This is a genomic window from Micromonospora sp. NPDC000121, from assembly GCF_042899165.1.
In the GTDB taxonomy this organism is placed as follows: Bacteria; Actinomycetota; Actinomycetes; order Mycobacteriales; family Micromonosporaceae; genus Micromonospora.
In genome coordinates, this window is record NZ_JBIAZP010000006.1 from 218,392 (window position 1) to 236,084 (window position 17,693).

Consider the following 17,693-nt stretch of genomic DNA (forward strand, 5'->3'; position numbering starts at 1 on the left):
TCAGTCCCCCGGACGGGCCGGCGGCGGCGCCAGGATCTGCCGGAAGCCCATCACCGCGAAGGTCATCGCGCCGGCCACGATCATCGCCAGGCCGACCCAGTTGTCGCCGGCGACGAGCAGATCCCCCTCGGCGGTGCGGACGGCCGCGACCGCCATCAGGACGAACCAGGGCAGCGCGGGCAGCGCCACCGCCCAGCGACGGCCGACCGCCTCGTGGGCGAACCAGCTCAGCGCGATGTTGGCGGCGACGGCCAGGACCACCGAGAGGCCGATCAGCTGCCCGCCGACCCGGAGCGTGGCGAACAACAGCTCCAGCACCGCGGTCAGCACCCCGCCGAGAACGGCGACCAGCGCGCCGGCCACCCGCAGGGCCAGGTCGAGCAGCAGCCGGGACCGGCCGGGCGGCGGTGGCGGGGCGCTCTCCTCGGGGACGACCGACATCGGCGCGGCGGGCAGCGTCACCGGAGACCGGCCGCCCCGACCGGGGACCGGTCCGGGCCGTCGGCGACGTCGAGCCCGGCGAAGAGGTCGTCCTCCCAGCCGTACGGCCCGCTGCCCGGGCCCTTCTCGCCGACCGCGAGGGTGTAGTACTCCACGCCCATGAACTCGCTGCCGAAGTTGCCGGCGATCGAGTAGAGCCAGGAGGAGTCGGGGATCTGGGTGGCGTGGGCGCGCATCGCCGCCTCCTTGGCGGCATGCTGGTCGGTGGCGTCGATCCGCGCCGCGATCTGCGCGTCCGGCGTGCAGAACGGCAGCTCGGTGGCCTGGTCGATGCCGGCGAAGGGGTTGTCCGACGAGCCGGCGAAGTGCTCCATGCCGGCTTCCAGCACGCTCTGCGGCATGGCCGTCCAGTAGACCTTGGCCGGGGCGAGGCCCTCGGCGCGGGCCAGCTCGACGGCGCGCATCGTCACCCGGTGCGCCTGGATGTGGTCGGGGTGCCCGTAGAAGCCGTTGCCGTCGTACGTGACCACGACCTGCGGGCGTACCTCCCGCATGATCTCCACCAGGTGGCCGGCGGCCTCGTCGAGGTCGGCCTGCCAGAAGGCCCGGGGGTGCTCGTTGGTGGCGAGCCCCATCATGCCGGAGTCGCGGTAGCGGCCGGCGCCGCCGAGGAAGCGGTGGTCGGTGACGCCGAGCGCGGCGCACGCGGCGTTCAGCTCGGCGATCCGCCACCCGCCGAGCTGGTCGGCCTCGGCCGCGGCGAGCTGGGCCAGCGCCGGCACGTGGATCTCGCCCTCCTCGCCGAGCGTGCAGGTCACCAGGGTGACGTGGGCGCCGGTGGCGGCGTAGTGCGCCATCGTCGAGCCGGTGCCGATGGACTCGTCGTCGGGGTGCGCGTGGACCAGCAGGAGGCGGCGGTCGGGCAGCGTCGTCACGGTGGTCACTCTATCCGGCGGTTCTCCCCCGCCAGCCGTGACGCGTCCAGCCAGGTCGGCCACATCACCCCCGGCACCGCTCTACGATCTGGCCTGTGGACTTTCCGGAGCTGGCCGCCCGTACCCGCCGGTTCAGCCGCGGAGCGCCGCGCGCGGTCGCCGTGGCCGACGACGGTTCCCGGGTGGTCTTCCTGCGCTCCGCCGGCCCGGAGGACCCGGCCGACGCGCTCTGGCTGCTGGACGTGGCGACCGGCGAGGAACGGCTGGTCGCCGACCCGGCGGCGCTGCTCGGGGCGGACGCCGACGTCGACGCGCTCAGCCCGGGCGAGCGAGCGCTGCGCGAACGGCTGCGGCTGAGCGCCTCCGGCATCGGCTCGTACGCGCTGGACGCCGCCGGCCGGGTGGCGGTCTTCGCGCTGGCCGGCCGGCTGTTCCGGGCCGACCTGGTGCACGGTGACGTGGTCGAGGTGGCCACCGTCGGCCCGGTGCTCGACCCGCGGCCCGACCCGACCGGGCAGCGCCTGGCGTACGTGACCGACGCCGCCGAGGGGGTCCGCCGGGGTCAACTACGGGTGGTCGAGCACGACGGCACGGACACCCTGCTGGCCGGCGAGGACTCCGGGGTGACCTGGGGGTTGGCCGAGCACATCGCGGCCGAGGAGTTCGACCGGTTCCGCGGCTACTGGTGGGCGCCCGACGGGCGTTCGGTGCTGGCCGCCCGGGTGGACGAGTCCCGGCTCGACCGCTGGCACCTGCACGACCCGGCCGACCCGGCGAGCCCGCCGACCACGGTCGCGTACCCGCGGGCGGGCGGCCCGAACGCCGAGGTCAGCCTGCACCTGCTCGACCTCGACGACGGCTGGGTCGACGTGCACTGGGACCGGGAGACCTACCCGTACCTGACCGCGGTGCACTGGGCCGACGGCGGACCGTTGATCACCGTGCTGCGCCGTTCCCAGCAGCACGGCCTGGTGCTCGCGGTCGACCCGCGCACCGGCGAGACGCAGGTGCACGCCGAGCTGGCCGACCCGCGCTGGGTGGAGCCGATCCCCGGCACCCCGGCGCACCTGCCCGACGGTCGGGTGCTGGTCGGCGGGGAACTGGCCCACGACGGGTACGACGCCCGTTGCCTCTTCGCCGACGGCACCCTGCTCACCCCGCCGTCGCTCTACGTGCGGCGGGTGGTGGGGCGGCTGCCCGGCGGCACCGGCCCGGCCGACCTGCTGGTGGAGGCGAGCGACGGGGAGCCGAGCGAGCGGCACCTGTTCCGGGTACGCACCACGATCGGCGGGGGCGTCGACGCCCGCCGGATCACCACCGACCCGGGCTGGCACACCGCCGCCGTCGGCGGGGACGTGCTGGTGGTGGGCAGCGCCTCGCTCGACCACCCGGGCACCCGGTGGACGGTGTGGCAGGGCGAGCGCGAGGTGGCCGTGCTGCGCTCGCTCGCCGCCACCCCGCCGTACTCGCCGCTGCCGCTGCTGGAGCGGGTCACCGACCGGCGGCTGCCGACGGCGGTGCTCTACCCCGACAACTACGTCACCGGGCGGCGGCTGCCGGTGCTGCTGGACGTCTACGGCGGGCCGGGGCACCAGGAGGTGCTCGCCGCCCGTTCGGCCTGGCTGGAGCGCCAGTGGTGGGCCGACGCCGGCTTCGCGGTGGTCACCATCGACAACCGCGGTACGCCGGGCGTGGCCCCCTCCTTCGAGAAGGCGATCCACCGGCGGGTGGCCGACGTCGTGCTGCTCGACCAGGTGGACGCGCTCACCGCGCTGGCCGGCAAGCACCCCGACCTCGACCTCGGCCGGGTGGCCGTGCGCGGCTGGTCGTTCGGCGGCTGGCTGGCCGGGCTGGCGGTGCTGCGGCACCCGGAGCTGTTCCGGTGCGGCATCGTCGGGGCGCCGGTCACCGACTGGGCGCTGTACGACACCGCCTACACCGAGCGCTACCTCGGCCTGCCGGCCGACGGCACGGACATCTACGCGCACCACTCGCTGGTGGAGTTGGCCGGCGAGCCGGTGACCGACCCGGCGGCGGCCCGGCCGCTGCTGCTGGTGCACGGCCTGGTGGACGACAACGTGGTGGCCGCGCACACCCTGCGCCTGTCGGCGGCGCTGCTGGCCACCGGTCGGCCGCACTCGGTGCTCCCGCTGACCGGGGCCACCCACATGGCCGCCGGCGGCACCGCGGAACGCCTGCTCAGACTGGAGCTGGACTTCGTCCGCCAGCACCTGTGAGGAAGGGCACCTTGTTAACGCCTGCGGTAGAGGAAGGGGCCCTTCCTCACAGCTGGGCGTGCGCGGGGCGGATGCGCGGCGGCCCCGGTCGACGACGCTGTCGACCGGGGCCCGTCCGTGCGGTTGGTGCCTGAGTTACTGCTTGACGTACGCGTTCACGAAGGACGGGTAGCCGAAGACGCTGGAGACGAAGACCCCGCCGGCCTTGGAGCCGTGCACGAGGTAGGCCACGTCGACGTAGAGCGGCACCACCGGGGCGTGCTCCTTCATGATCCGCTCGTCGAGCTTGGCCCACTCCGGGCCCTGCTCGGCCGGCGGCAGGGCCAGGATCCGGTCGAACTCGGCGTTGATCGCCGGGTCGTTGAAGAAGGCGCTGTTGCTGTTGCCCTCGGGCTTGATGGTGCGGCCGTCGTAGAGCACCGGCAGGATCGAGGCGCCGCTCGGCCAGTCCGCCGCCCAGTTACCGATGTACAGGTCCCAGGGGTTGTCCTTCTTCTTGACCTCGTCGAGCTTCGAGTCGTCCGGGATGTTGCGGACGGTGATCTTGAAGCCGGCCCGCTCCAGGTTGCCCTTGAGCTGGGTGGCCATCTGCTGCTCGGTCGTGTTGTCGGCGACGCCGAGGACCAGCTCCGGCGTCTGGCCGCCGAGCAGCTCCTTGGCCTTGTCGACGTTGCCGTTGGCGCCGGCCGGGTAGGCGTCGTACGCCTTGTAGCCGATCGTCGACGGCGGCATCAGCGTGGTCATCGGGGAGGCGACGGTCTGCCCGCCGACGGACTTGATCAGGCCCTCGCGGTCGATGGCGTAGTTCAGCGCCTGGCGGACCTTCAGGTCCTTGACCCGCTGGTTGTTGATGACGAGCTGGTTGGAGCTCGGCGTCGGGGAGAGGATGGTCCGCTCCTTGAGCGCCGGGTCGTTGGCGACCTTGGCGACCAGCGAGGCCGGCACGTAGTTGAAGGCGACCGCGCTCTGGTCGGCGCCGTTGTCGGCGATCACCCGGTTGTTCGCGGCGTCGGCGGTCGGGCCGAAGCTCCAGACGAACTGGTCCGGGTACTGGTGCCGCACCGGGTCGGTGTTCGGGTCCCAGTGCGGGTTGCGGTCCAGGGTGATCTGCACGCCGACCTGGTTCTTGGCGATCTTGTAGGGCCCGGACGAGAACGGCGCGTTGTCCAGGTTGACGCCGGTGTCCTTGTCCGGCGGCAGCGGCGCGGTGGTCGGCAGCGAGACCGCGAACGGCAGGTCACAGCGGGGCTTGGCGAACTCGAAGCGCAGGGTCTTCGCGTCCGGGGTGGTCAGGCCCGGGGGCAGCGAGGTCTTGTTGGCCTTGAAGTCCCACTTGGTGTCGAACTGCGGGCTGTCGGCCAGCCACTCCTGGATGTAGGTCGGGCCGCCCGACAGGTCCGGGTCGAAGGAACGGGCGATGCCGTACGCGATCTCCTTGGAGGTGATCGGCCGGCCGTCCTCGAACTTGACCCCGTCCTTGATCTTGAATTCCCAGACCTTGCAGTCGTTGTTGACGTTGGTGCCCGGCGTCTCGGCCAGGTCGCCGACGAGGACCAGGCCGCCCTTGCCGTCGTCCTTCCACGTCGTCAGGTAACGGGAGAACAGCGGCGACGTCATCAGGCCGGCGAACGAGTACGTCCGCTGCGGGTCCAGGTGGGAGATGGGGGTCTCCCGGATGATGGTGAAGGTGCCGCCCTTCTGGGCACCCGGCACCTCGGCCGCCGGACCCCTGGAGTCCTTCGGGTCGGTCGCGATGACCCCGGTCTGCTGCCGGTTCGTGTCCACCGTGGTGCCCTCGCCCGTGTTCTCCGAGCACGCACCCAATGTCACCACCAGTGCGATCGCGCCGCCTGCGGCGGCCGCCACGCGTGGTCGCATCTCCTACCTCCTCCACCCAGGTGCCGCCGGGCGTGAACGCCGACGTCCCGAGGATCGTAAAGAAGAAAACCTACGAGTTGTGTAACGTTGTCGATAAATTTCACCGCCGCCCGACCGGCGGACACCCGGTGGGGCGTGCCGGCCGGGACGGTCGGGTCACCCCAGCCGTACGCGGGGGTCGATCGCGGCGTAGAGCAGGTCGACCAGCACGTTGGCGAGCACCACGAAGACCGCCGAGACGAGCACGGTCGCCATGATGGTGGGCAGGTCGCCCGCGCGCACCGCCTCGACCGCGGTCCGCCCCAGCCCCTGCATGCCGAAGGTGGTCTCGGTGATCACCGTGCCGCCCAACGCCGCCCCGACGTCCAGGCCGGCGATGGTGACCACGGGGGTGATGGCGGCGCGCAGCGCGTGCCGCCCGTACACCTTCGGTTTCGCCAGGCCCTTCGCCCGCGCGGTGCGGACGAAGTCCTCGGAGAGCGTCTCCAGCATCTGCGCCCGCGACAGCCGGGCGTAGATAGCGGAGAAGAGGAAGGCCAGCGCGACCCAGGAGAGCACCAGCCCGCTGGCCCACTTCACCGGATTGTCGAAGATCGACGTGTAGCTCGGCACCGGCAGCAGGCGCAGGTTGTAGACGAAGACCAGCAGCAGCACCGCGCCGACGAAGTAGAGCTGGAGCGAGGCGCCGGTCAGCGAGAAGCCGATCGCGGCCCGGTCCAGCCAGGTGCCCCGGCGCAGCGCCGAGACCATGCCGAGGCCGACGCCGAGCAGCAGCCAGAGGATGGCCGCCGGGATCACGATGCTCAGCGTCACCGGCAGCACCCGGACGATGGTGTCCAGCACCGCCTCGTTGTTGACGTACGACCAGCCCAGGCAGGGCGCGTCGCACCGGCCGCCCTGGGCGCTGCCCAGGTCCCGCCCGGTGAAGATGCCCTTCATGTAGCCGGCGTACTGGGTGATGAGCGGGTCGCGCAGGCCCAACTCCTCGCGGACCCGCTCCAGCCGCTCGGGGTTGCAGTTCTTCGGGCACATGCCGCTGACCGGGTCGCGGGGCAGCGCGAAGAACATCAGGAAGGTCAGCACGCTCACCGCGAACAGGGTGAGCACCGCCGAGAAGATCCGCTTGATCAGGAAGCGCGTCATCGGAAACCCCTACCGGGACGACTTCGGGTCGAGCGCGTCGCGCAGCGCGTCGCCGAAGAGGTTGAACGCGAACACGAGCGCGAAGATCGTGATGCCGGGGAAGAAGACGAACGCCGGGTCGGTCTGGAGGTAGTCCAGGCTCTGGTAGATCATCCGTCCGAAGCTCGGCGTCTCCTCGGTCAACCCGACGCCGATGAACGACAGCGCGGCCTCGCTGGTGATGAACTGCGGTACCGCGAGCGAGAACGAGACCAGGATCGGCGCCCAGATGTTCGGCAGCAACTGCCGGAAGAGCATGTGCCCCAGCCCGGCGCCGCTGGCCTTGGCGGCCTCCACGAACTCCCGCTCGCGCAGCGCGATCACCTGACCGCGGACCAGCCGGGCGGTGCTGGTCCAGCCGAAGAGCGCGAAGACGGCGATCAGCACCCCGACCCCGAAGGCCGGGGAGACCGCGTCCCGCTCGCCGTAGAAGCGCAGCGTCAGGGTCGGGGTCAGGGCCAGCGCGATGACCAGGAACGGCATGGCCAGGGTCAGGTCCGTGAACCAGTTGATGACGGCGTCGAGCCAGCCGCCGAGGTAACCGGCGAGCGCGCCGAGCGCGATGCCGATGACCGCCGTGATCACCGCCGCCGCGAACGCGATCAGGAGGGAGGTACGCAGGCCGTAGACCAGCCGGATGAAGATGTCCCGGCCGAGGTTGGGCTCCAGCCCGAAGAAGTGGTCGCCCGACACGCCGCCGGCGTAGCCCAGCGGCATGCCGAAGCCGTCCAGCTTGCCCTGGAACTGGTCGCGGGGGCTGATCCCGTAGAGCATCTCGATCAGCGGCGCGGCGAGCGCCACCAGCACGAAGAAGACCAGCATCCCCCCGCTGACCATCGCCGTCCGGTCGCGGCGCAACCGGATCCAGGCGAGTTGGCCGGGCGAACGGCCGACGAAGCCCTTCCCCTTCGGCGCGTCGGCGTCGCCGCCCGACTCGATCTCGACCAGCGCCACGCCCTCCACCGGGGACATGCTCATCTCGACACCTCCTCGACGCCCGCACCCGTGTCCGCCGCGCCCGCGCCCGCGCCCGCGTCCACGGGTCCGGCACCCACGCCGGCTTCCGCCCGCTCGGCGCCCGCGGCGGCCGGCGGCGCGTCCTCGACGGAACCGCGCTCCGGGAAGTGGCAGGCCGTGGCCTGGTTGCCGCCGTCGCGCGGCGCCAGCGCCGGCTCCTCCGTGGCGCAGATCTCCTGCGCCTTCCAGCAGCGGGTGCGGAACCGGCAGCCCGACGGCGGGTTGAGCGGGGTGGGCACGTCGCCGGCCAGCCGGATCCGGCCGGCCGGGCCGAGCTTGGTGACGTCCGGGATCGCCGAGAGCAGCGCCCGGGTGTACGGGTGCTGCGGGCGCTCGTAGATGTCGTCCCGGTCGCCGATCTCGACGATCTTGCCGAGGTACATGACCGCGACCCGCTGGCAGAAGTGCCGCACGACGGCCAGGTCGTGCGCGATGAAGACGAACGCCAGGCCCAGGTCGCGTTGCAGGTCGCGGAGCAGGTTGACCACCTGCGCCTGGATCGACACGTCCAGGGCGGAGACCGGCTCGTCGGCGACGATCAGCTTCGGCCGCAGCGCCAGCGCGCGGGCGATGCCGATGCGCTGGCGCTGGCCACCGGAGAACTCGTGCGGGTACCGGTTGTAGTGCTCCGGGTTCAGCCCGACCAGCTCCAGCAGCTCCTGCACCCGCGCCTTGATCCCGCCCGGCGGGTCGATCCCGTTCACCTGCAACGGCATCGCGACGATCCGGCCGACGGTGTGCCGGGGGTTCAGCGAGGCGTACGGGTCCTGGAAGATGATCTGCAGGTCCTGCCGCAGCGGGCGCAGCTCACGACGCCCGGCGTGGGTGATGTCCCGGCCCTCGAACTCGATGCTCCCCGCGCTGGGCTCCAGCAGGCGGACCAGCATCCGGCCGGTGGTCGTCTTGCCGCAGCCGGACTCCCCTACCAGGCCGAGCGTCTCGCCCGGGCGCACGTCGAAGTCCAGCCCGTCCACGGCCCGCACCAGGCCCGTGTTCCGCAGCCCGCTGCGCACCGGGAAGTGCTTCGCCAGCCCGCGCACCCGCAGCAGCGGCTCCACCGTGTCCACACTCATCGGGTCCCACCTTCGTTCGCGACCGCGGGACTCCGCTCCGCCGCGTTCCTCGCGCTCACCGGGCAACCCCCACGTGGGCGATGTCCTCCGCGTACAGCCGGGTCCGGTCGTCGGCGGAGAGGTGACAGGCCACCAGGTGGCCGGGCGCGCCGGCCGGGCGCAGCTCCGGGACCTCGGTGCGGGACCGGTCGCCGTTGCGGTCGGCGTACCGGCAGCGTGGGTGGAAGGCGCAGCCGGGCGGCAGGTTGATCAGGCTGGGCGGGTTGCCCTTGATCGGCACCAGGTCCGCGTCCGCGTCGCCGTGCAGGGAGGGCACGCTGGAGAGCAGACCCCAGGTGTACGGGTGCTGCGGCCGGCGGAGCACCTGCTCGACGCTGCCGTGCTCGACGGCCCGGCCGCCGTACATGACCAGCACCTCGTCGGCGACCTGGCTGACCACGCCCAGGTCGTGGGTGATCATGATGATCGCGGAGTGGAACTCGGACTGGAGGTCGGCCAGCAGGTCGAGGATCTGCGCCTGCACGGTCACGTCCAGGGCGGTGGTCGGCTCGTCGGCGATCAGCAGGTCCGGGTCGTTGACCAGCGCCATGGCGATCATGGCCCGCTGCCGCATGCCGCCGGAGAACTCGTGCGGGTACTGGTCGAAGCGGCGCGCCGGCTGCGGGATGCCGACCCGGCCCAGCATGTCCACCGCGCGCTGGCGGGCCTCGCGTTTACCGGCGCTCGGGTGGTGCACCCGGTACGCCTCGGCGATCTGCCTGCCCACCGTGAAGTACGGGTGCAGCGCGGACAGCGGGTCCTGGAAGATCATCGCCATGTCCCGGCCGCGCAGCCGGCGTACCTCCTCCTCGGACAGGCCGACCAGTTGGCGCCCGCCGACGGAGATCTCCCCGGTGATGGTGGTCCGCTTGGCGTTGTGCAGGCCGAGGATGGCCAGCGAGGTGACGCTCTTGCCCGAGCCCGACTCGCCGACGATGCCGAGCGTGCGCCCGCGCTCCACCGCGAACGACACCCCATCGACGGCGCGCACCACGCCGTCCTCGGTGTCGAAGCGGACCCGCAGGTCGCTCACCCGCAGGTACGGGTCCTGGCCGGAGCGCTGCTCCGGCACGCTGGGGCGGCCCGGTTCCCCGGACGACGCCGACTCCGGACTGCCCACGACCGCCTCCCTCAGTGACGAAGAGAACCTACAGGAATTCACTGAGGGTGAAAATAAGCTACATAACCGGAGGCTGTCAGCGGGCCCCAGCGTAACGACTCTGCAACAGGCTCCGACACCCCCCACCAGCACATCCACGAGCATTGACCCCTCGGCTCGCACGCCGGGTGCGACGATGGTGTTGGCGAACAGCGGAGCATTCCGGGCAGCACGAGGTGGAGGTGACATGACCGCGGCGGTGTTCGACCACCTCCTGGTCGAGCAGGAGACCGGAGGGCTACGCCTGTACCGCCGTCAGGGCCGCCACTACGTGGAGCGGTCGGCGGCCAAGCGGGGAGAGTCGCTGGAGCTCGCCGAGCCCGTCCGGGCCACGATCCGACCGGAGCAGCTCGTCCCCTGACGGATGTCGGTGGGCTCGCCTAGGGTCGGGCGCATGAGCGAGCGCCAGCGAGCGAATCATCGACGCGGTCCGGTGGTGCCTCATGACGGCACACAGCGCAGCGAGGTGCCGTCATGACCGAGTTCGACGCGGCGGCCGCCGCGGTGCAGGCCGCGCTCGACGCGGGAGCCCGGTATGCCGACGCCCGGGTGATGCACCGCCGCTACGAGTCCATGTCGGCCCGCAACGGCGACATCGAGGAGCTGACCCAGGACGAGAGCATCGGGCTGGGCGTCCGCGCGCTGGTCGGGTCGAGCTGGGGCTTCCACGCCGTACCGGAGCTGTCGGACGCCGCCGCCCGCGAGGCCGGCCGGCGCGCCGCACGGATCGCCGCCGCGAGCGCGCGGGTCCCGGGGCCACCGATCGACCTGGTGCCGGTCGAGGCGGTCACCGCGAGCTGGGCGTCCCCCTGCGCGGTGGACCCGCTCGGCGTGCCGCTCTCCGACAAGGGCGACCTGCTGGTCGGGGCCACGCGGGCGATGGCGGAGCAGGGCGCGGACGTGGCCGAGGGCCTCTACCAGATCTGGGACACGGCCAAGTGGTTCGTCTCCAGCGAGGGGCACCGGATCGACCAGCGGATCCGGGAGTGCGGCGGCGGCATCTCCGCCACCGCCATCGGCGACGGGGAGACCCAGCGTCGCTCCTACCCGAGCTACCGCGGCCAGTACGGCACCACCGGCTGGGAGCTGGTCACCTCGCTCGACCTGGCCGCGCACGCGGCGCGGATCGCCGAGGAGGCCCGGGCACTGCTCACCGCGCCGCCCTGTCCCGCGGGCGAGACCGACCTCATCCTCGGCGGCGAGCAACTCGCCCTGCAGATCCACGAGTCGGTCGGGCACGCCATCGAGCTGGACCGGATCCTCGGCTGGGAGGCCGCCTTCGCCGGCACCTCCTGGTTGGACCTGGCCCAGCTCGGCTCGCTGCGCTACGGCTCCGAGCTCATGAACGTCACGATCGACCCCACCATCCCCGGCGCGCTCGGCAGCTTCGGCTTCGACGACGAGGGCTCCCCGGCCGTCAAGCGCGACGCGGTGCGCGAGGGGCGCTGGGTGGGCGTGCTCGCCGGGCGGGACTCGGCCGCCGTCGCCGGCCTGGACCACGGCGGCAGCGTACGCGCCGACGGCTGGGCCCGGCTGCCGATGGTCCGGATGACCAACGTGGGCCTGGAGCCCGGCCCGCACACCCTGGAGGAGATCGTCGCCGCCACCGACGACGGGGTGCTGATGGACGTCAACCGCTCCTGGTCGATCGACGACAAGCGGCTCAACTTCCAGTTCGGCTGCGAGATCGGCTGGGAGGTGAAGAAGGGCCGGCGCGGGCGGATGCTGCGCAACCCCACCTACACCGGCATCGGTCCGCTCTTCTGGCGCTCGATGGACATGCTCTCCTCGGAGACCGTCGCCTGGGGCACGCCCAACTGCGGCAAGGGCCAGCCCGGCCAGGTCGGCCACACCGGCCACCCGGCCGCACCGGCCCGCTTCCGCAACGTCCGGGTAGGAGTTCGCGCGTGAGCGCGAGGAATGAGCGAGCGCAGCGAGCGAGTCCCGCAGTCGCGAACGAAAGCGACACCGTGAGCGCGAGGAATGAGCGAGCGCAGCGAGCGAGTCCCGCAGTCGCGAACGAAGGAGGTGCAGCATGAGTGAGCTGGAGATCGCCGGTCAGGTGGTGGAGCTGGTCCGCCGGCTCGGCGGGCGCGACGCGCAGGCCGAGGCGGTGGTCACCCGGGCCGACCTGGCGCTGACCCGGTTCGCCAACTCGTTCATCCACCAGAACGTGGCGGAGTCCGGCGTCGAGGTCCGGCTGCGGCTGCACGTCGACGGGCGCACGGCCGCCGGCGGCGGCAGCGTGGTCACCGCCGACGGGCTGCGCGCGCTGGTCGAGCGCACCCTCGCCGCGGCGCGGCTCTGCCCGCCCGACCCGGCCTGGCCCGGCCTCGCCCCGCCGGCGCCGGCGCCGACCGCCGCGACCTTCGACGAGGCCACCGCGTACGCCGAGCCGGACGAGCGGGCCGAGCGGGTGCGCGCGTTCGTCGCGGCGGCCGGCGGGCTGGAGACGGCCGGCTACTGCCGCACGGCACACCGCTCCTCCGCGTTCGCCAACTCGGCCGGCCACTCGGCATGCGGCCGCGCCGCCGAGGCGGCGATGGACGGCATCGCCCGCACCGGCGGCTCCGACGGCGTGGCCCGGTTCTGCGCCGACCGGCTGGCCAATCTCGACGGTGCCGCGCTCGGCGCCCGGGCGGCGGCCAAGGCGCGCGCGGCGGCCGACCCGGTCGAGTTGCCGCCCGGCCGCTACGAGGTGGTGCTGGAGCCGGCCGCGGTCGCCGACCTGCTCCAGAATCTCTCCTGGTTCGGTTTCAACGGCAAGCGGTACGCCGAGCGGCAGTCCTTCGCCGAGCCAGGGGCGGCCCAGTTCGACCGGGCGGTCACCCTGGTCGACGATCCGCTCGGCGGCTCCGGGTTGCCGTTCGACGTCGAGGGCACGCCCCGGCGCGCGGTGACCCTGGTCGAGGCGGGCACCACCCGGGCGGTGGCGCACGACCGGCGTACCGCCGCCGAGGCCGGCGCGGCGTCGACCGGGCACGCGCTGGCCGGCGCGGCGACGTGGGGCCCGATGCCCCGTAACCTGCGCCTGGGCGCGGCCGGGCCGACCGGCGGCGGGCCGGGGGCGACGCCGGGCGCCCACGCGACGGGCCCCGACGTGCCGGGCACGGCGGACGCGGGCGGCGGGGTGTCGGGCGTGGTGGTCGACGGGGACACCGCCGCGCTCGTCGGCCGGGTGCGGCGGGGGCTGCTGGTCAGCGACCTCTGGTACACCCGGGTGCTCGACCCGAAGAGCCTGGTCGTCACGGGCCTGACCCGCAACGGCGTCTGGCTGGTGGAGGACGGCGTGGTGACCCGGGCGGTCCGCGACCTGCGCTTCACCGAGTCCTACCCCCGCGCCCTCGGCCCGGGCGCGGTGCTCGGCGTCGGCAGCCGGGCCGTGCGCCAACCGGACCGGACGGACGGCGTCTGGTGGGAGGCCCCGCCGCTGCGGCTGGCCTCCTGGAACTTCACGGGCGGCGCGTCCGGCTGACCCCAGGCCCGGCGGGCGCGCTCCACGACGGAGTCCGGGCCGGCGACGCTTCCGGGTGAGTGGCGCGCGTACGCCGGACAGGCGTCCGGTGAGGTTCTTAACATCCGGACATCGATCATCGTTCGGGGCTTTCCACCGGCCGGGACACACGGGACACTGCCTTGCGCGGACGGCCCGCAAAGATCGGCGTAACGTGTGTCACTTAGCTGCGCCGTATCGCCGGCGCGGTCGTTGGTGTGCGCATGACGTGGCAAGCGGGTGCGGGTTCGCCGGTCCGCGTGCCGACCGGAAACTGATCCGCCCGCGCCTGCGGGCCCCGTCAGGGAGACGACTCGAATGACATCAACGGCAACGAGGCCGCGGGGAGCGCGGGCGCGCGCCGCCATCGCGGCGAAGACGTTGCGTACCGATCGCTGGTGGCTCGCCCCGCTGCTCACCGTGATCGGGCTCGGCGCGTGGGTCGCGTACGCGACGGTCCGGGTCTTCATGCACAAGTGGTACTGGGTCGAGGACTTCCACTACCTGACCCCGTTCTACTCCCCCTGCGTGACGGACCGGTGCGTCGAGGGCGCCGCGCACTTCGGACGGTTCCTGCCCGGCTGGTGGATCATCCCGGACGCCGCGCTGACCCTGCCGTTCCTGCTGCTGTTCCGCCTCACCTGCTACTACTACCGCAAGGCGTACTACCGGTCGTTCTGGCTGTCGCCGCCCGCGTGCGCCGTGCCGGACGGGCACCAGTCCTACGGCGGCGAGACCCGGTTCCCGCTGCTCGGCCAGAACCTGCACCGCTACTTCTTCTACGCCGCCGCCGTCATCTCGCTGATCAACACCTGGGACGCGATCCTGGCCTTCCACTCGCCGAAGGGCTTCGGGTTCGGCCTGGGCAACATCATCCTGCTCGCCAACGTGGTCATGCTGTGGGCGTACACGATCTCCTGCCACTCGTGCCGGCACATCATCGGCGGGCGGCTCAAGCACTTCTCCAAGCACCCGGTGCGCTACCGGGCCTGGACCGGCGTGTCCTGGCTGAACGTCCGGCACATGCAGCTCGCCTGGATCACCCTCGGCACCCTGGCCCTGACGGATTTCTACGTCATGGCGGTCGCGGCCGGCTGGTTCAACGACCTGCGGTTCATCAACTAGAGGGCCCCCTGACATGACAAATCCTCACCAGCACACGTCCACCACCCGGATCGAACGACACCACTACGACGTCGTCGTGATCGGGGCCGGCGGCGCCGGCCTGCGCGCGGCGATCGAGGCCCGGCTCGCCGGCAAGAAGACCGCGATCATCTCGAAGTCGCTCTTCGGCAAGGCGCACACGGTGATGGCCGAGGGCGGCGCCGCCGCCGCGATGGGCAACGTGAACAGCCGGGACAACTGGCAGGTGCACTTCCGCGACACCATGCGCGGCGGCAAGTTCCTGAACAACTTCCGGATGGCCGAGCTGCACGCGAAGGAGTCGCCGCAGCGGATCTGGGAGCTGGAGACGTACGGCGCGCTCTTCGACCGCACCAGGGACGGGAAGATCTCGCAGCGCAACTTCGGCGGCCACGAGTACCCGCGCCTGGCGCACGTCGGCGACCGGACCGGCCTGGAGCTGATCCGCACCCTCCAGCAGAAGATCGTCTCGCTCCAGCAGGAGGACAAGAGGGAGCACGGCTCCTACGACGCCCGGATCAAGGTGTTCGCCGAGACGACCATCACCGAGCTGCTGCTCGACGGCGACCGGGTCGCCGGCGCGTTCGGCTACTACCGGGAGTCCGGCGAGTTCGTCCTCTTCGAGGCGCCGGCCGTGGTGCTGGCGACCGGCGGCGTCGGCCGTTCCTACAAGGTCACCTCGAACTCCTGGGAGTACACCGGTGACGGGCACGCGCTGGCCCTGCGGGCCGGCGCGACGCTGATCAACATGGAGTTCCTCCAGTTCCACCCGACCGGCATGGTCTGGCCGCCCTCGGTGAAGGGCATCCTGGTCACCGAGTCGGTCCGCGGCGACGGCGGCGTGCTGAAGAACTCCGACGGCAAGCGGTTCATGTTCGACTACGTTCCCGACGTCTTCCGCAAGCAGTACGCGGACAACGAGGCCGAGGCCGACCGCTGGTACAAGGACCCGGACAACAACCGGCGCCCGCCGGAGCTGCTGCCCCGCGACGAGGTGGCCCGGGCGATCAACAGCGAGGTCAAGGCCGGCCGGGGCACCCCCGCCGGCGGCGTCTACCTGGACATCGCCTCGCGGCTGCCGGCCGAGGAGATCCGCCGCCGCCTGCCGTCGATGTACCACCAGTTCAAGGAGCTGGCCGACGTCGACATCACCAAGGAGCCGATGGAGGTCGGCCCGACCTGCCACTACGTGATGGGCGGCGTCGAGGTGGAACCGGACTCGGGCGCCGCGTACGGCACCGTCCGGGGGCTCTTCGCGGCGGGTGAGGTCTCCGGCGGCATGCACGGCTCCAACCGGCTCGGCGGCAACTCGCTGTCCGACCTGCTGGTCTTCGGCAAGCGCGCGGGCGGCCACGCCGCCACGTACGCCGACAGCCTGCCGGCCCGTCCCAAGGTCCACGTCGCGGCGGTGGAGGCCGCGGTGGAGACGGCGCTGGCGCCGTTGCAGCGGGACACCGGCGAGAGCCCGTACACCCTCCAGCAGGACCTCCAGGCGGTGATGGGCGACCTCGTCGGGATCATCCGGCGTGAGGGCGAGCTGGCCGACGCGCTGAGCCGGCTGGCGGAGCTGCGCGAGCGGGTGGCCAAGGTCAGCGCGAGCGGCGGCCGCCGCTACAACCCGGGCTGGCACCTGGCGCTGGACCTGCGCAACATGCTGGTGGTCTCGGAGTGCACCGCGAAGGCGGCGCTGGAGCGGCAGGAGTCGCGCGGCGGCCACACCCGGGAGGACTACCCGGCGATGGACCCGAAGTGGCGCCGGGTCAACCTGGTCTGCTCGCTGGACGGCGACACCGTGCGCCTGGATCGCAAGCCGTTGCCGAAGATGCGCGCGGAGCTGATCGGCCTCTTCGACCGCGCGGAGCTGGCCAAGTACCTCACGGACGAGGAACTCGCCGAGTTCGACGCCCTCGTCGCCGACGCCGAGGCCGAGGAGGCGGGCAAGTAATGGCGGAGAAGAAGTCCCCCGGGGCCGGCAAGCCCGGCACCAAGCGCCAGTTCCGCATCTGGCGCGGCGACGAGAACGGCGGCGACCTGCAGGACTACATGGTCGAGGTGAACGAGGGCGAGGTCGTCCTCGACGTCATCCACCGCCTTCAGGCCACCGACGCCCCCGACCTGGCCTGCCGGTGGAACTGCAAGGCCGGCAAGTGCGGCTCCTGCTCGATGGAGATCAACGGCAAGCCGCGGCTGAGCTGCATGACCCGGATGTCCACCTTCACGGAGGACGAGACGGTCACGGTCACCCCGCTGCGCACCTTCCCGGTCATCCGGGACCTGGTCACCGACGTCTCGTTCAACTACGAGAAGGCGCGGGAGACCCCGGCGTTCGCGCCGCCGGCCGACCTGGCTCCCGGCGAGTACCGGATGCAGCAGGTCGACGTGGAGCGCTCGCAGGAGTTCCGCAAGTGCATCGAGTGCTTCCTGTGCCAGAACGTCTGCCACGTGATCCGGGACCACGAGGAGAACAAGCAGGCGTTCTCCGGGCCGCGGTTCTTCATCCGGGCCGCGGAGCTGGACATGCACCCGCTGGACGCGAAGACCGACCGCAAGGAGTACGCGCAGGCCGAACAGGGCCTCGGATTCTGCAACATCACCAAGTGCTGCACCGAGGTCTGCCCGGAGCACATCAAGATCACGGACAACGGGATCATCCCCATGAAGGAGCGGGTCGTCGACCGCAGGTACGATCCCCTTGTGTGGCTTGGTAGCAAGATCTTCCGGAGGGGTCAGGTGCCTCAGACCATCGTGACCAGCGGGCACGCCAGCGGTGCGGTGCACGGCAGCGCGGCCCACGGGGGCGTGCACTCGCACGCGGGCGGCTCGCACGACCCGCGGGCCGAGGTGCAGGCCCAGCGCGGCGTCAACTGGCACCGCGAGGTGCCGAAGCCGACGGCGCCGGCGGTGGACGACCACGGCAAGCTGCCGCTGACGGAGCTCACCTTCGACCGGGCGGCGGCGCCGTCGCCGTTCGGCGAGGACGTGAAGTTCCCGCTGCCGCCGGAGCACCTGAACTTCGCCCACCCGGAGCAGGACAAGCACTGAGAGCGTCGACGATGACGGGGGCCGCGGCTGTTGCCGACGGCCCCCGTCCCGTTT

General features: G+C 72.1%; 14 protein-coding genes. 7 read left to right on the top strand and 7 right to left on the bottom strand.

What is annotated here, in order from left to right:
• Complete coding sequence (locus ACFY23_RS19305; RefSeq protein ID WP_350684592.1) at positions 1–441, bottom strand: hypothetical protein; 441 nt, start codon at positions 439–441, stop codon at positions 1–3.
• 17 nt (positions 442–458) lie between these two features.
• Positions 459–1,385, bottom strand: coding sequence for an N-acetyl-1-D-myo-inositol-2-amino-2-deoxy-alpha-D-glucopyranoside deacetylase (gene mshB / locus ACFY23_RS19310; RefSeq protein ID WP_350684585.1), 927 nt, complete (start codon positions 1,383–1,385; stop codon positions 459–461).
• Positions 1,386–1,471: 86 nt separating this feature from the next.
• On the opposite strand from mshB, the gene ACFY23_RS19315 reads away from it, so the two are divergent.
• Positions 1,472–3,613 carry a prolyl oligopeptidase family serine peptidase gene (locus tag ACFY23_RS19315; RefSeq protein WP_350684584.1) on the top strand — a complete coding sequence of 714 codons (2,142 nt, stop codon included), beginning with the start codon at positions 1,472–1,474 and terminating at the stop codon, positions 3,611–3,613.
• 135 nt (positions 3,614–3,748) lie between these two features.
• On the opposite strand, the gene ACFY23_RS19320 is transcribed toward ACFY23_RS19315, so the two are convergent.
• The 5 genes from ACFY23_RS19320 to ACFY23_RS19340 form a co-directional block, all read right to left on the bottom strand.
• A complete protein-coding gene (locus ACFY23_RS19320; RefSeq protein ID WP_350684583.1) occupies positions 3,749–5,491 on the bottom strand; it encodes an ABC transporter substrate-binding protein in 1,743 nt (580 codons plus the stop codon).
• Between the two features lie 156 nt (positions 5,492–5,647).
• The gene (locus ACFY23_RS19325) at positions 5,648–6,634 is read right to left on the bottom strand and encodes an ABC transporter permease (RefSeq protein ID WP_350684582.1); all 987 of its coding nucleotides are present in this window, start codon (positions 6,632–6,634) and stop codon (positions 5,648–5,650) included.
• Positions 6,635–6,643: 9 nt separating this feature from the next.
• Positions 6,644–7,651 (bottom strand): ABC transporter permease, encoded by a 1,008-nt coding sequence (locus tag ACFY23_RS19330; protein WP_350684581.1) that lies wholly within the window; start codon positions 7,649–7,651, stop codon positions 6,644–6,646.
• A complete protein-coding gene (locus tag ACFY23_RS19335; RefSeq protein ID WP_350684580.1) occupies positions 7,648–8,763 on the bottom strand; it encodes a dipeptide ABC transporter ATP-binding protein in 1,116 nt (371 codons plus the stop codon). Before ACFY23_RS19335 ends, ACFY23_RS19330 begins: the two co-directional genes overlap by 4 nt.
• 55 nt (positions 8,764–8,818) lie before the next feature.
• Positions 8,819–9,874, bottom strand: coding sequence for an ABC transporter ATP-binding protein (locus tag ACFY23_RS19340; protein ID WP_387036493.1), 1,056 nt, complete (start codon positions 9,872–9,874; stop codon positions 8,819–8,821).
• 274 nt (positions 9,875–10,148) lie between these two features.
• On the opposite strand from ACFY23_RS19340, the gene ACFY23_RS19345 reads away from it, so the two are divergent.
• The 6 genes from ACFY23_RS19345 (at position 10,149) to ACFY23_RS19370 (ending at position 17,639) form a co-directional block, all read left to right on the top strand.
• The gene (locus tag ACFY23_RS19345) at positions 10,149–10,322 is read left to right on the top strand and encodes a hypothetical protein (RefSeq protein ID WP_350684578.1); all 174 of its coding nucleotides are present in this window, start codon (positions 10,149–10,151) and stop codon (positions 10,320–10,322) included.
• A 113-nt stretch (positions 10,323–10,435) separates the two neighbouring features.
• Positions 10,436–11,872, top strand: a complete 1,437-nt coding sequence (locus ACFY23_RS19350) for a TldD/PmbA family protein (RefSeq protein ID WP_350684577.1) — start codon at positions 10,436–10,438, stop codon at positions 11,870–11,872.
• Positions 11,873–11,996: 124 nt separating this feature from the next.
• A complete protein-coding gene (locus ACFY23_RS19355) occupies positions 11,997–13,436 on the top strand; it encodes a metallopeptidase TldD-related protein (RefSeq protein ID WP_350818996.1) in 1,440 nt (479 codons plus the stop codon).
• A 336-nt stretch (positions 13,437–13,772) separates the two neighbouring features.
• Complete coding sequence (locus tag ACFY23_RS19360) at positions 13,773–14,579, top strand: hypothetical protein (protein ID WP_350679393.1); 807 nt, start codon at positions 13,773–13,775, stop codon at positions 14,577–14,579.
• A gap of 13 nt (positions 14,580–14,592) precedes the next feature.
• Complete coding sequence (locus ACFY23_RS19365; RefSeq protein ID WP_350679395.1) at positions 14,593–16,542, top strand: fumarate reductase/succinate dehydrogenase flavoprotein subunit; 1,950 nt, start codon at positions 14,593–14,595, stop codon at positions 16,540–16,542.
• Positions 16,542–17,639: a succinate dehydrogenase/fumarate reductase iron-sulfur subunit gene (locus ACFY23_RS19370; protein WP_350679397.1), complete on the top strand. Its 1,098-nt coding sequence runs from the start codon at positions 16,542–16,544 to the stop codon at positions 17,637–17,639. The genes ACFY23_RS19365 and ACFY23_RS19370 overlap by 1 nt, the downstream gene beginning before the upstream one ends.
• Positions 17,640–17,693: the final 54 nt, after the last annotated feature.

Excerpts from the sequence above, each read along its gene's own strand:
- ACFY23_RS19305 (WP_350684592.1), bottom strand. The coding sequence starts at position 441 with ATGTCGGTCGTCCCCGAGGAGAGCGCCCCGCCACCGCCGCCCGGCCGG.
- ACFY23_RS19320 (WP_350684583.1), bottom strand. The coding sequence starts at position 5,491 with ATGCGACCACGCGTGGCGGCCGCCGCAGGCGGCGCGATCGCACTGGTG.
- ACFY23_RS19325 (WP_350684582.1), bottom strand. The coding sequence starts at position 6,634 with ATGACGCGCTTCCTGATCAAGCGGATCTTCTCGGCGGTGCTCACCCTG.
- ACFY23_RS19330 (WP_350684581.1), bottom strand. The coding sequence starts at position 7,651 with ATGAGCATGTCCCCGGTGGAGGGCGTGGCGCTGGTCGAGATCGAGTCG.
- ACFY23_RS19335 (WP_350684580.1), bottom strand. The coding sequence starts at position 8,763 with ATGAGTGTGGACACGGTGGAGCCGCTGCTGCGGGTGCGCGGGCTGGCG.
- ACFY23_RS19345 (WP_350684578.1), top strand. The coding sequence starts at position 10,149 with ATGACCGCGGCGGTGTTCGACCACCTCCTGGTCGAGCAGGAGACCGGA.
- ACFY23_RS19350 (WP_350684577.1), top strand. The coding sequence starts at position 10,436 with ATGACCGAGTTCGACGCGGCGGCCGCCGCGGTGCAGGCCGCGCTCGAC.
- ACFY23_RS19355 (WP_350818996.1), top strand. The coding sequence starts at position 11,997 with ATGAGTGAGCTGGAGATCGCCGGTCAGGTGGTGGAGCTGGTCCGCCGG.
- ACFY23_RS19360 (WP_350679393.1), top strand. The coding sequence starts at position 13,773 with ATGACATCAACGGCAACGAGGCCGCGGGGAGCGCGGGCGCGCGCCGCC.
- ACFY23_RS19365 (WP_350679395.1), top strand. The coding sequence starts at position 14,593 with ATGACAAATCCTCACCAGCACACGTCCACCACCCGGATCGAACGACAC.
- ACFY23_RS19370 (WP_350679397.1), top strand. The coding sequence starts at position 16,542 with ATGGCGGAGAAGAAGTCCCCCGGGGCCGGCAAGCCCGGCACCAAGCGC.